This window comes from Pseudomonas weihenstephanensis (assembly GCF_001043055.1).
Taxonomy (GTDB): Bacteria; Pseudomonadota; Gammaproteobacteria; order Pseudomonadales; family Pseudomonadaceae; genus Aquipseudomonas; species Aquipseudomonas weihenstephanensis.
Genome location: NZ_JYLF01000003.1, coordinates 155,367 through 168,420, shown reverse-complemented (window position 1 = coordinate 168,420; position 13,054 = coordinate 155,367). Strand labels below are relative to the sequence as shown.

The 13,054-nt window shown below is 60.7% G+C and carries 8 protein-coding genes; all 8 read right to left on the bottom strand.

The window, feature by feature from the left end; translation table 11 throughout:
- Window position 1: 1 nt before the first annotated feature.
- Genes TU86_RS08340 through TU86_RS08305 form a run of 8 tightly spaced genes read right to left on the bottom strand, consistent with a single transcriptional unit; the run spans window position 2 to window position 13,054 of the window.
- Window positions 2-736 carry a hypothetical protein gene (locus tag TU86_RS08340; protein ID WP_048363831.1) on the bottom strand — a complete coding sequence of 245 codons (735 nt, stop codon included), beginning with the start codon at window positions 734-736 and terminating at the stop codon, window positions 2-4.
- Window positions 737-768: 32 nt separating this feature from the next.
- Window positions 769-2,316 (bottom strand): formylglycine-generating enzyme family protein, encoded by a 1,548-nt coding sequence (locus TU86_RS08335; protein ID WP_048363830.1) that lies wholly within the window; start codon window positions 2,314-2,316, stop codon window positions 769-771.
- Window positions 2,306-3,529 (bottom strand): ABC transporter permease, encoded by a 1,224-nt coding sequence (locus TU86_RS08330; RefSeq protein WP_048363829.1) that lies wholly within the window; start codon window positions 3,527-3,529, stop codon window positions 2,306-2,308. Before TU86_RS08330 ends, TU86_RS08335 begins: the two co-directional genes overlap by 11 nt.
- A complete protein-coding gene (locus TU86_RS08325; protein ID WP_048363828.1) occupies window positions 3,513-4,217 on the bottom strand; it encodes an ABC transporter ATP-binding protein in 705 nt (234 codons plus the stop codon). Before TU86_RS08325 ends, TU86_RS08330 begins: the two co-directional genes overlap by 17 nt.
- A 10-nt stretch (window positions 4,218-4,227) precedes the next feature.
- Window positions 4,228-6,216 carry a vWA domain-containing protein gene (locus TU86_RS08320; RefSeq protein WP_048363827.1) on the bottom strand — a complete coding sequence of 663 codons (1,989 nt, stop codon included), beginning with the start codon at window positions 6,214-6,216 and terminating at the stop codon, window positions 4,228-4,230.
- Window positions 6,213-7,268: a flagellar basal body-associated FliL family protein gene (locus TU86_RS08315; RefSeq protein ID WP_048363826.1), complete on the bottom strand. Its 1,056-nt coding sequence runs from the start codon at window positions 7,266-7,268 to the stop codon at window positions 6,213-6,215. The genes TU86_RS08320 and TU86_RS08315 overlap by 4 nt, the downstream gene beginning before the upstream one ends.
- A 3-nt stretch (window positions 7,269-7,271) precedes the next feature.
- Window positions 7,272-9,986, bottom strand: coding sequence for a putative virulence factor (locus tag TU86_RS08310; protein WP_048363825.1), 2,715 nt, complete (start codon window positions 9,984-9,986; stop codon window positions 7,272-7,274).
- Window positions 9,983-13,054 carry a virulence factor SrfB gene (locus tag TU86_RS08305; protein WP_048363824.1) on the bottom strand — a complete coding sequence of 1,024 codons (3,072 nt, stop codon included), beginning with the start codon at window positions 13,052-13,054 and terminating at the stop codon, window positions 9,983-9,985. The genes TU86_RS08310 and TU86_RS08305 overlap by 4 nt, the downstream gene beginning before the upstream one ends.

Below are 13,054 nucleotides of genomic sequence, written 5' to 3'. Positions count from 1 at the left end.
CTTAACCCAACGTGATCGCGGAGCGCTGGCTGTACAAACCATCGACTTCTTTTTGCAGGCTGGCCACTTTCTGGTTCATCTTCGAAATGTTGGCATCCATTTGCTTAAGCTCAGGCGCATTGCCCTGGGCGCGCTCGACTTTCACCACGTCGTTGTAGCCTGCGACTTTGGTCTTCATGTTGTTCACTTCGTTACGCAACTGCGCGATGTTGCTGTCGATGACCGCAATCTGCTGCTGTGCCTGGGCCTTGTCGATTTTCTTGCTGGCCAGGTCGCGTTTGATCTGAGCGATCTGCTGCTTGTCATCGTTGATCACTTGCTGGGCCGTGGCGGTACGGGTCACGACTTTTTGCGTGTCCAGTTGTACGTCGCTGTTGTACTTCTGCAAACGCTGCGAGGTGTTGGCGTATTCGCTGCGACGCTGATCCACGTAATAGTTGGCGCCCATCGCCACACCACACGCTGCCACACCGGCGGCCACCATGCACACCGCTTTGTTGCCGGAGTTAGACAGAGTGCAGGCCAGAATTGCCGCGCCCGCGCCCATCGCGCACGCCTGATAACCCGACTTGCTGAAGAACTCGGCATCGGTGCCCTGAGTCAGGCGTGGGTCCGGTGCCGGAGCGCCCGCCCCCAACATGCCGCTGCCGGTGCTGGCGCAACCCCCCAGCAGCAGGCTGCCTGTGAGTACAAAACTGATCAGTAATTTGGATGAGGACCACAGGCTGCGCATCATCGTATTGCTCCTTGTTGAAACAGGTGTTGGGCTTATTGGGTGACCGACTTGCAGCTTTTCAGCCAGGCGTCAGTGTCGATCTTCTGCTTTTGCAGGTAGGTCTTCTGATTCGCCCAGTGGGTGCGCAGGTAAGGTTTGAGTTCTTGCAGTTGTTTGTTCTGGCTGATGATTTCTTCCATCACCGGCACTTGTGGCTCCAGCAGCGGCTGGCCATACAACGAGGCGGATTCCACCAGGCTGCTGGCGTAGTAGCGGCTGAGTTTGTGCAGACGGTCTTTTTGCTCCTCCAGCTTGCCTTTACGCATGTCGCAGCTGGGGTCTTTGTCTTCGGATTCGCAGTTAAGCGCGTAGTTTTTCTGCAAGAAGTCCAGGTACTGGCCGTCGTCGAGCATCTTGGTGCACAAAAAGGCGCCCAGATTGAGGCTGGCGCGAATCGCCTGATCGCGGGTTTCTTCCTGCTGCTGGTTGCTGGCACGCAGCTGGTTCTCCAAGGCTTGCAGCTTCTCTTTGAGGGCTTTGTCTTCGACCGCCGACGCCAGGTTGTTCAATTCTTGAACAGCGCCTTTGTCTTTGGCTTGATCGCCTTCTTGAGTCCCGGTGCCGAGTTTTTTCCAGCTCTTCTCGATGCTGCCCACGCGTTCGCGCGAGGTCAGCGTGGGCGAGACCAGCACCAGCCGCAGGCCGGTGGTTTTGTTTTTAACCTGGCCGTCAGCGTTGTAGTACGGCTCTTCCTTGCGCAGCGCTGTGCGCAGGTCCGCTTGCGGCGTCAGGTAGTTGCCGCCGCGCACCACGTAGCCGCCAGCCTGACCGTGCTGGCGGTCGAGTTTATTCAGGCGGAACGGTTCAAACATCATTTCATCGGCGTTGCCGAGCATGTCATGCAGGCCCAGCGGGTTGGGCTCTTGCAGGCCCGTGAGTTGCAACTTGCCGTTGGACGATTGCGCGCCGCCGAACCATTCGTAGGCGTTCAGGCCCTCGGGCATCGGGTAGCGCGTGTCGCTGAACTCAGCCGCGCCGACTTCCAGCCCGCCACGGGCAGCAAACTCCCACTCGGTTTCAGTCGGCAGGCGCAAAAAGCCCAGCGCGCCGTCTTCTTTGGGCAACTTGTCGGCCGCATGTTTGCGCAACCACAGGTTGTATTTGTCGCTGGCGTCGATGGCTTGCACCCAGCTCACGGCCACTTGCGCCAAGCGCAGTTTGTTGGACGGTGCGGGGCAGGTCTCGGCGGTCAGTGCCTGGTATTGCAACTGACTCATTTCGTACTTGGCCATCAAGTAGTAACGCGACTTGTCGCTCTTGGCGCCGGTAAAGCTACCCGCAATGAACGAGGGGCGCTTTTGCTCGACGTAACCCCACTCCGGGCTGTCCTGACCAATGTTGATCGGGTAGTCGTCCAGCGGACCGGTCACCGGGATGAACACCTTGCGAAACACCATTGCACCGTCGCACGGCATTGGCAGCACCACGTCATTGGCGTCGGGCGCGGGGTTGTAATACTTCTCGTCCCAGCCCGCCGCCGAGGCGTTGAGCAGGTAGCCAAGGCTTAAGGATGCGATCAACACAACACGTTTATAGCTCACGCAGACTCTCCGCAGGTTGGATGCTGATGGCCCGTAGCGCGCCGATAATGGCGACCAGTGCTGCGACCAATAAAGCAATCAGCAGGGCTGCCAGCCCGTGCCAGACAGTGATGTGACAAACAAAGGTGCCAGTGGCCTGACTGCTGCCGAGCAAGTGGTCGAACAGCAGGCTGCCGACCCCATAAAATGCGAGACCGCCGACATAGCCCACCAGGCTCAACAACAACGCTTGGGCGATGACGAATCCGGCCACCGCCGGGCTGGTAAAACCGAGCAAGCGCAGCACCGCGAGGCTTTTGCGCTTGCGGTCGATGTTGGCCAAAAAGGCGCCGATCATCGAGGCAATACAGCCGATCAGCGCCGCCGCGGCAATCACGCCGAAGATCAGGCCCAGCACATGGTTGATGGCTTTAACGTTGTCGATATCGGCCAAACGGCTGGCGGTTTCGATGTTTTGTTGGTTGAGCCAGCGCTCCAGCGGCGCGACCGCATCGATGTCGCGGGCATACACGCGAGCACGGGCGTAAAGCGGTTGCAGCTCCCCCTGCGGCTTACCGGTGTCAAGGCCAAACGCGGGCACCTGATAGCCGTCGCGAAAACGCTCAAGTTGCAGCAGCAACGGCGGCGCGACAAAACCTGCGGCGCGGCCAAAGCGTGCGGCATCGAGCACGGCCACCACCTGCACATTCAGTTCGCCGCGCTCATTGATCCCGTCTAGACGCCGTGAGACGCGCAAACGCACGTTATCACCGACCTTGGCCTGCAAACGCTGGGCGGCGCGATCACTGAGAATCACTTGTTGGCCGTCGAGGCGGATCTGCGGCAGGTTAAGCAGCGGGTCGCCCGCATCGCTGGGAATGATTTCGGCGTTTTCGACAAAACGCTGCATGCCCACCAACAGGTCAGCCTGCGTATTAAGCGAGCGGGTCTGGCCGATGGCAAAACCGACCTCAGGTTGCAGGCGCAAACGCTCGATCCACGCCGTGTCGTAATTGCCGCTGCTGAGCATTTTCACTTCAAGGTTGCGCGGATCGCTCAGCAGTTCGTTCTGCAACTGGCTGACCACCCCGTGTTTGAGTCCGAACAGCAGCAACAGCGGCGCGATCACCGCCACCAGCGAGGCGGCGATACAGAATGACACTTTGCGGTCGTGCCAGAGGTCCTGGACCGCCAGCGAACCGAGCAGGCCGAGGCGGCTAATCCATCGCTTCAAACAGTGTTTCTCCCTGACGGCTGACCGCGCCCAGGCGCGGCAAGCCAAAGTCGCGCACCAGCGCCCAGTCGTGGGACACCACCAGCGCGCTCAAGCCCAACTCGTTAACCAGGCTGAGCAACAACTCAAACAGACGCTTGGCGCTGTGCGGATCGAGTGAAGCCGTGGGTTCGTCAGCCAGCAGCAATTGCGGTTCATGGGCGATGGCCCGCACACACGCCACACGCTGGCGCTCACCGATGGACAAGGCCTGCGGCAGTTTGCCGAGCAAGCCGTCGAGGCGCAGGGCGTGGACCGCGCGATCTACCTGCGCACTCTCTGCTGGCATGCCCAACAAACGCCGGGGCAGGCTGATGTTGTCGCGCACGCTCAAAAACGGCAGCAGGCCGCCACTCTGCAAGATGAAACCCAAGTGCCGCGAACGCACCTGCGACAGCGCCGGTTGGTCGTTGCCCGCCAGCATCTGCGCGATGTCCAGCGAGGCGCGCGGCGGGCCGAGGCTGAAACGCCCCAGCTCAACCGGTTGCAGCAACAGGCCGATGGCTTCGAGCAAGGTGCTTTTGCCGCAGCCACTTTCACCGGTGATGGCCAGAATTTCTCCGGGCTTCACCTGCAAGGTCGCCAAGCGCACGCTGTGCGCCTGCGCGCCGCTGCCACGGCGCACGAGCATGTCTTGAATGTCGAGCATGCGCGCCCCGTTACGGCATCATTTCCAGCGGCACCGGGTACACGTTGTCCCGTGCATCGCTGTCTTTGGCCAAGGCCACCCAACGGTCCACGTCCGCGTTGTAACGCTGGTAGTGGCGCAGCTTGGTGCTCAGGTTACGAATGAAGCGCTCTTGGGCCAGACCGTCCCAGCTCTTCCAGGTTTCTTCGTCCAGGTTGAGCACTTCGCTCTGGTAGGGCAGGTCTTCGAGGTATTCGCCGAGCACGCCCATGTCAGCCAGTTTGGCGTTGCCGTTTTGCTTGAGCTGATTAGGATCGGCGCCCATCGTCGCGGCCACCGAACGCAAGCGATCAAACATCTCGGTGGGAGAGATCAGACCTTCGTTGGCGGCGTCGAGAATCTGTTTCATCACGTCGCTCAAGTCGCTGAGCTGGGCCTTGGTCAGCAGCACCCGCACATCGGTGGTGGGGATGTTTTGCTTGATCAAGTCACGGTCGGTGATCCACGCCTTAAACACCGGCGGTGCCTGGCTGTTGGTTTTTTCACCCAGATACGCCAACTGCATGGCGTGGCCGATCAGCGCTGCGTCAGCGAGCATTTTCTGTTCAGCCGGGTCTTTTTTGGCGACCACGTCCTGCTTGGCATTCAGCGCGCTGCCGATAGCGTCGTCGCCCATGTAAGCGGCTTTCACCTGCGCGGTGATAGCGCCTGCCAGCGCATCGACTTTCTGCCCGAACGCTTGCACGTCACCGGCATTGACCGGGTAGTACAGCGAGGTGTTGGTGCCGGGGTAAGTCGACAGGTTCTGGTACTGCGCCTCGGCTTTGCCGTGGTCTTTGATACCGGCCGGGGTTTTGAGGTGCAGGGTGTAAATCGCCACGCCAGGGTTGGCCGCTTCGAGCCGCACCTGATCGGCGCTCAGGCCGGTGCTGCTGAGTTTGTCGTCCCCCTCAAGGGCGCCCGCGTCGGTGATCAGCACCACGTAACGGGCACCGAACTGCGACCAGTCCACCTTCTCGATGCTGTGCATCACGCCCGCATACGAGTCTTCGTCGAAGCTTTTGCTGGAGACTTTGGCTTGTTTGAGGTCAGCCACTTTGGCCAAAAAATCGTCACTGCCCGTGACCTTGTTCGGGTCTGCGTACATTTTGGTCACGTACTCAAGCCCCGGCACCGCCTGGGTGTTGGAGCGAAACGCGACCAGACCGAACTTGACCTGATTGCCCAGGTTCTCACTTTCGATTTGCTTGTAGACCTTGCGAATCGCTTCGCGGGTGCGGTCGATGTACGGGTCCATCGAGATGGTGGAGTCGATGACGAACACCACCGCCGCGCTGAATTCCTTCAACTGACTGGTTTTCACCGCGCCAGCATCGGGCGCATTGGCTGCGCCGGCCTGCACCGGCTTGTCTTCGGCTTTACTCACCGAGGCCACGTTGAGCAGGCGGGTGCGAAAGCCTTCTTCGGTCATGACTTCTTCGCCGCTGAGCACCGGCAGCAGGTAGAACTGCTTGTGCAGGTCGACGAAGTATTCCGGCTCTTGCGCCAACACGCCTGGCGCCAGCGTGCCTTGCTTGAGCTTGGCGCGCAGCGGGGCGACCTGGCTCACCGGGTCCGGGGCATCAAGGATGCCTTCGAGGGTGGCGCGGTCTTTGAAGAACATCAGCCGGTCGCGGTTGGCCGGGTTGGTGAAGGCCAGCGTGAGCTGCATCTTCCAGTCGGTGGTGCAGCTGGCCGGTAGCCAGCCGATGGTTTTGCCGTAGCTGTCGGGGCCGACTTTGAGCCATTGCGCATTCGCCGCCTGCGCCCGCTCGTACACGTAAAAGCGGCTGAAGGTTGGCTGCGCGGCGCCGGGTTCGCCACCGGCGCTGCTGCTGAGTGTGCAACCGGGCGTGGTCAGGACCCGTTGAAACAGGGTTTTCTTGCCTTCCTGAATCAGTGGCTTGTCGGCTGCGTGGGCCAGCGAGCTGCCGATGCACAAAGCCAACACCGCGCTGGCAGCCAGAGCAAAACGACTCATGGTTTCAATTCCTCAAAACGGGCCTTGGCTTCAGCATTCTCAGGCTCTTGGCTGAGGATGGTTTCGTACCAGTACGCGGCGGTGGCTTTGTCCGGCTCAGCGAAACAGGTGCTGGTCTGATGGAATTTTGGGTCGTATTCGTGGGCATACGCGGCGGCGATTTGCAGGTCGCCCGCTTGTGCACGGTTGGCATACAAACGCTGGGCCACGCCACAGTGGTTGTTGGCTTTGGCCACCTTGATGATTTCCAGCAGTTCGGCGCTGCCGGGTGCTTTTTTGATGCATGCCTGCACGAAGGCCAGCTCAGGCAGGGTGCTCATGCTGTCCAGAGTGCAAGCCTGGTTATCGCCAGGTGGCTCGGGCTTGGGTTCTGGCATCTGTGTCTTGTCGCCCACCGGTGCATCCACTGCCGGCGTTTTGTTCAGCCAAAACCAGGCACCCACGGCGATCGCCGCCAGCACCAGCAAGGCGATGATCAATGCAATCAGCCAGCCTTTCTTTTTGGCAGCCGCGGGCGCAGGGGGTGGCGCTGGCACAGGTTCAGGCGCCACGGGTTCCACGACCGGCTCAGGGACTGGCTCAGGCTCAGGTTCTGGCTCGGGTTCTGGCGCAACCACTGCCGGTGGCGCCACCGGCGTTTTCAACTGACCGGTGTCTTCGTGCGCAACCTGTTTTTCATCACTGGCCGCAACGGACGATTGCAGGTTGGGCGCAGGGCTTAACATGCCGACTTGGATATGCCCCTCGCCGCCTTGCTCGCGCAAGACAATACGAAACGTGGCCATGCCGCCCACGTCGAGCAACGGGTCGACCAACTGCGGGCCGACCACGGTTTCCAGCTCGTCGCCGTTGGCGGCGACGCTGAAATGCGCGACCTTGAACCAGTACTGGCTGTTGCTCCAGTGCTGGTCGCCTTGCAGGAAGTAGCCGTCCTGATTGCGCTGGATAGAGAACTCCAGACGCTCGTGACCACCGGTCCAGTTCTTGACGATCAGGCATCCCTGACCGGCAATGTGGGGTTGCAGGGTGACCAGCTCGACGAAAATTGACATGTCTTATCTCGCTTCAAACGCGCTGAGCACGTGGCCCAGGCGTTCATTTTGTTCAGGGGTAATTTCGCTGCCGGTGCCGTGGCTGGCGTTGTCCATGGTGATGTACGCCACACCGGACAACCAATCGCCGAGGAACTGCTGCGCCTGATTGATCGGCTGCGCCGGCAGTTGCGGCAAGGCATCGCGGGCGACGTCGCCGTAGAACGAAAACAGCGCTTCACGGTTGCCTGTATGGCTTTTTGGCCGCGTCTCGACCGGCGCGGCGGTGTAGCCGAACCACGCCACAAAATCGCTGAGCACGCGCTGCACTTCGAGCACTTGGCGTTCAACCATTTGGTCGCGGCGCGAGCCGCTTTGCGCGCGCTTGAGCACGACGCGGATCAACTGGTCTTGCAGGCCAAGGCGATCGCCACTGACGATCAACTCCTGAATCAGCGCCTCAATCGACGCTTTATCCAGCTCCAGCGCGCGCATCAGGCCGTCGCGCTCAGGCACTGCCCGCAGGTAGGTCACCCAGTTGCGAAACACCGCACGGGCAAACTTGTGCTCATTGCTTTGCAGCGCCGGGGCCGCGGTCGGGGCAAGGGAAGACGCGCTGGGCGGCGCATCGAAGTTCAGCGACAAGTCGCCAAAGTCATCGCCAAAATCGAATTCGTTGCTGGAGGCATAAACGATGGACTGCTGGGTGCCGTCCTGCGCGGTGTCACCGGGCGCGGCGTCGGTGTCTTCTTCGTACACGCCGTTGAGGTACAGCTCGCGAATCTCCTCGCTGGGCAGTTGCAACGCGTTGATCAACTCGCCCAACGCCGAACCCCGGCGCTTGAGCTGGCCCAGAATCATCTGCGCCTGCGCACGTTTGATCGCCACCATGTCGGCGCCATCTGCCACGTACAGGCTGCTCAAGGTGTTTTTGGCTTTGCCGTTCAAGACTTTATCGAGCTGTTCACGGATGCGCTTGAGCTTGAAGTCCACGCTGGCCAGCGCCGTGAAGCTCTCGCTGAAACGGGTGATACCGCCATCGTCGAGGGTGAGCATGGCATCCCATGCCTGCTGCGCATCCTTGATGTGTTTTTTGACCGTGGGCCGCTCGACAAAGGTGCTGGCCATCATCTCCAGCGTGTCGAGGCTGTCGTCGGTGAAGTGAGTTTCGCTGCCGTCGGTGCGCCCGATGAAGGCCGTCTGATGACGCGGCTTGCGCACCAGATACGTGTTGTTGAACGGCTGCGAAGCTTGCCAGTTCGACATCCACGGGTAGTCCTTGAAGCGCTCCAGCATAGTGCGCGTCATCATGCCGTCCCACTCTTCCTCCAGCGCCAGTCGCGACTGCTTGTTCAGCGACTGGGAGATGCACAGGTCGAACATGGTCAGGGTCCAGATCAGGCCCGTGGCACGGCCACCGCGTTCTTGCGGGGTGTCGCCCTGCGTGGCGTTGATCCAGCGCGTCAGCACCGGGCCGACATCGTTGACGTCGCTCTGCTTGGTGCTGTTGGTGCAGATCACCAACGCGTTCATTTCCTGATCTTCGACATAACGCTCGAACAGGTACGCCACCTTGCCGCGACGGATCAACTGGGAGATGGAGTTGGTCTGACCGCTTTCTTTGGCGATGGCCGTCACGTTCAACCGCCCGCGATAACCGGGGAAGTCCAGCAGGTCCATTTGTTCAACGATCTGGGCAGCGGGCACTTCGACCAGGCGGAAGGTCATTTCGGCCGTCAGCGCCGCCAATTGCACCAGTGAAATGCTGCTGGCGTTGTGCAATTTGCCGTCGATCCACGGGCGCACCGACACGGGCACGTCAATGGCCGAGCCATAACGCTCCAGAATGTCGACGTTCATGATGCTGTTGCGGCGGTCGTATTCGGTGCCGACCCGCTCAGCCAGCACCGACAGCGGCGCGAACACGGTGTCGGGCATGCCCAAGCGATTGAGCGAGGCGCCCAACTGTTGGTAAACCTGGGTCAGGCCGTCTTGCTTGCCCCACAGGATCGAGAACACTTCGCCGCGCTCTTGCGCCGTCAGGCGCGGCGCCAGTTCGATTACTTTGGGCCAATAATGGTGAGTCAGAATTTTCAGTGATTTTTCAAAACTCTGGTTCAGGTAATCCATCAGCGAGACGACGTCTTCGGCGCTGAAGCCCGACTGAACCGGGCCTGACTCACGGCCTTCAAAAGGCTGCAACACCTGGCGCACCATCGCCTCGTCGATCTCAAAGGCGATTTTTTCCTGATCGAAGTCCTTGAACCAGGTATTGCCAAAGATCTTGGCCAGCTCGACCTCACGGAACAACTTGAGCTCAACCGGATAAGCGGGGTCTTCACTGGGCTTGGCCAAACGGCTGAAACGCGTCACCAGACCCGTGGCTTCGGTACCGCCGCCACTGGGGTTGATGTCTTGAATGAAGTCCAGGCGCTCTTCACCGAACTTAGTTTCGAGTGCGCCATTGACACCGGCTGCCAGCGCCGAAATCAGGTACGACTTGCCCGCTTGCGACAGGCCGAAAAAACCGGTGGTCATCGGTGTGCCTGCCACACGCCCCAGGTTGCGGGCCAGGTTGCGCGCCTGATACAAACCCAGCTTCAAGTCGTAGGCATCGCGCTCCAGCTTGGGCGCGGTGACGCGGGTTTTGTCGACCCACTCAAGGGCCTGACCGGCACCGTCGTAGACTGCGTTCCACCCGTGGGTGAGGGCGATTTGTTCTGGGGTCTGGTTGCTCATTTGCGTTTTACGCTCCCGCTGTCCAGCCAATATTTGTTGCCGCTCAAGCCCTCGACCAAGGTGGTGTTGAGTTGCAGCGAGAGGTCTTTTTTGCTGAAGGTTTTGTCCGTGTTGGACTCCACCTGATCGATCTCCAGCAGGTCGCTCAGTTGACCTTGGCGCTTCATCTTCTCGGTGGCTTCGAGGACCTTGAAGTACACGTTGACCACGGGCATTTCGTTGTTCTCAGACTTGGCTTCGGTAAAGCGCTGGCGCCCCTGCGGGGTGAAGTGCAAGGTGTACAGCGGCGTGGCAGACCAACGCTCGGCGGCCAACTGGCGAAAGCCCAGGCGCATGTCACCGCGCATTTGCAGCGCCGGTGGGCGAGCGTCCAGCCCTTCGCCAATTTCAGGCAGCACGATGCGGCCGTTGTCCGAGGTCAGGTCGCGGTACAGCACGTCCGAGTCGGTGATGATGTTGGCCTGGTCGATCTTGCCGATGTGCTTGATGGTCGAGTACGGCTTGAGCGCCGAGGTGCGGAAATAGAAGTTCGGCACGCTGTGGTTGGCGCACAGCAGGCACAGCATGGCGCCCACCGAAGCGGTGCTTTTCGGGTCGTCGATCAAGCCGTTTTTATGGAACGGGTACCAGTTGCCGGTGCGGTAGTTTTGCAACGCCAGAATGCGCCCCGGCGGCAGCGGCAGCATTTTGCGGATAAACGCCTGAATACCCGGCAGGCGCGAAGGACGCCCGGTCAGCAGCAGCATGTCGCACGGGTAATGGGCGATGACTTCGCACAGCCCGGACAAGATTTTGGTGATGTTGATGCGCCCACTGGTGAACGCTACATGCAGGGCTTGCAGGTCGAATGTGATGGCGGTTTTGAGCAGATCGAAATCGGTCTGCATCCCAAGCTCACGGCGCACGGCGCTGTTCACATAGTCCAGCACGTTGCTGCTCACGGTCTCGTTGCCCAGCAACTCCAGGTACGTGTGGTCGGTGGCGGCCCCGGCGAACTCGGGGTTGAACAGCTCGTAGCGGCGTAACAGCTCCAGCGCCAGCGGGGTGAACACTTGCAGGTTCAGTTGCTGGCGCAGCACCTGGTCTTGCGCGCTGCCCGACTCGGCGCCGCACAAACGCGACATCAATGAGGCCGGCACGTTAACCCCGGTGTGCAGCAAGGCACTGTCGAAGCTGGGCAGGATGAAGTCTTGAATCACGTCCAGCAGGATGTCATCGCCCGCCACCTTGAAGCCGTCACGGAAGCGTTGCTCCGGCACGATGTGCACGTTGCTGCCGCTGGTGGCATTGCCAGCACGGTCGAGGCGGTAGTCGGTGATCACCAGGTCTGTGGTGCCGCCACCAATGTCGATGGTGGCCAGCGTGATGCGTTCACGGTCGGTCTTGCCGGGGCGCGAAATGGCATCGAAGAATTCTTCCGGGTGACCGGCAAAGTTTTCGTTCACTTCGGTGTAGAGGTACACCAACTGCCCGCACGATGCCTCGTCCCATTCCACACGCACGTTGGGCAGCGGGGTGGTGGCCGGGGCCGAGTCCGGATCGAACGGGTCTTTTTTGTCGACCTGCCAGCCCAACGCTTTCCACACCAGGCCAATGGCGTGGCGCATGCGTTTTTCGAGGATGCTGCGCTCGGCTTGCGGCATGCCTGGCGGCACGGTCAGGGTGATGCTGTTCAGGCGGCGCGGCACACGGGTATGGCCTTGGCGCGAACGCTGCGCGGGGCTGTTGATTTGCATCAGCGCATGCGTCAGCACTTCGGCGAGCATGAAGGTCATCAGTGAGCTGCGCGAATAGCGCGGGACGAATACCGGCAGCTCCATCCACTCAAAACTGTGCAGCGCGTCGCCGGTTTCGTTGATTAACAGCGAAAAGGGCGGGGCGGTTGCAAACGGCTCTTTATCGGTTTTGACGTAGGCGTGACTGAAACGCCAGCCGTGATCGTAGGGGTTTTCGTCCCACAGATAGCGCTTGGGGCTGGACAGCCCGGTGGAGCCTTCGGTACCGCGACGGCGGCTGGCCAGACGGCCTGCTTCGCGACCCACGCGCGCCATCGTCGGCCACTGGAAGGCATCGGCGCGACCACTTTTGGTCGAGCTTTCGTCCTTGCCGAAGGCGGCCTGGGCGAACTCGACGCGGCTTTCAAAGGCATCGTTGTACACGTGCTCGGGGGTCATCAAGTCCCGCAGCTCAAGCACGTAATTGTCTTTAAGCCCGGAGCCGGACTGGCCGTGGTTCTCGATCAAGATCCCGCAGGTGCGCGAGTTGCCGACATCGAGCACCAAGTCGACCGGAATCGGCGGGGTGACGCCGCTGCCGTGGCTGGCCACGATTTTCATTTCCGGCAGTTTGACTTGCGGCGGCGGGGTGGTGCTGTCGCGCGTGGTGCACGGCTCCATAAACAGACTGAGCAGGTTCAAGTAGTGGGCTTCGGGATGGCCCTCCTTGATGTCCTTGTCCAGCTCATCGCGCGGGGTTTTGGGATGGCCTTCCTTGAAGACCTCCAGCAGCCACTCCTTGACCCAGATCTGATCCAGAAACCAGCGCGCCTGTTGCGGCTTGCAGGCCAGCTTGAATGACACGCCGGAGCTGGCATCGGTGTCCATCGGCCCCAAGTAGAGGCAGCCCCTGTTCTCTTCCTCAGTGCGCGTGCGGGTGTCGAATGCAACGGTCAGGCGATGGGTGTTGCCATCGATGTCCGGCTCGGCCAGCCGTACCAGGCGCATCCGCGACCAGTTGATCGGGCCTTGGTCAAAGCTGAACGGGGGGCGATGACGGAACACCGGCAGTGGCAGCCAAAGCCCGTCAAACAGCTTGAGGCTGGCATCCATGCCGATGTTGAGCGTGCTGCGTGCTTCAACGGTTTTGCCTGGCTCACTTTCGTAAAAGTAACTGGTCATGCCGTTGCGCTCGCCTTCTTCAAGGCGGCACAGCAAGCCGTTGGTCAGCGGCGCAAAGTCGCCCGCAGGCAACTTGCGCGGGTCCAGACGCAGGGCGAAATCCATGAACTGGATGCCGGTGTCACCCACAAGGATGACGGTGTCTTCAAATTGGGTAACTTGAGGCAGCAT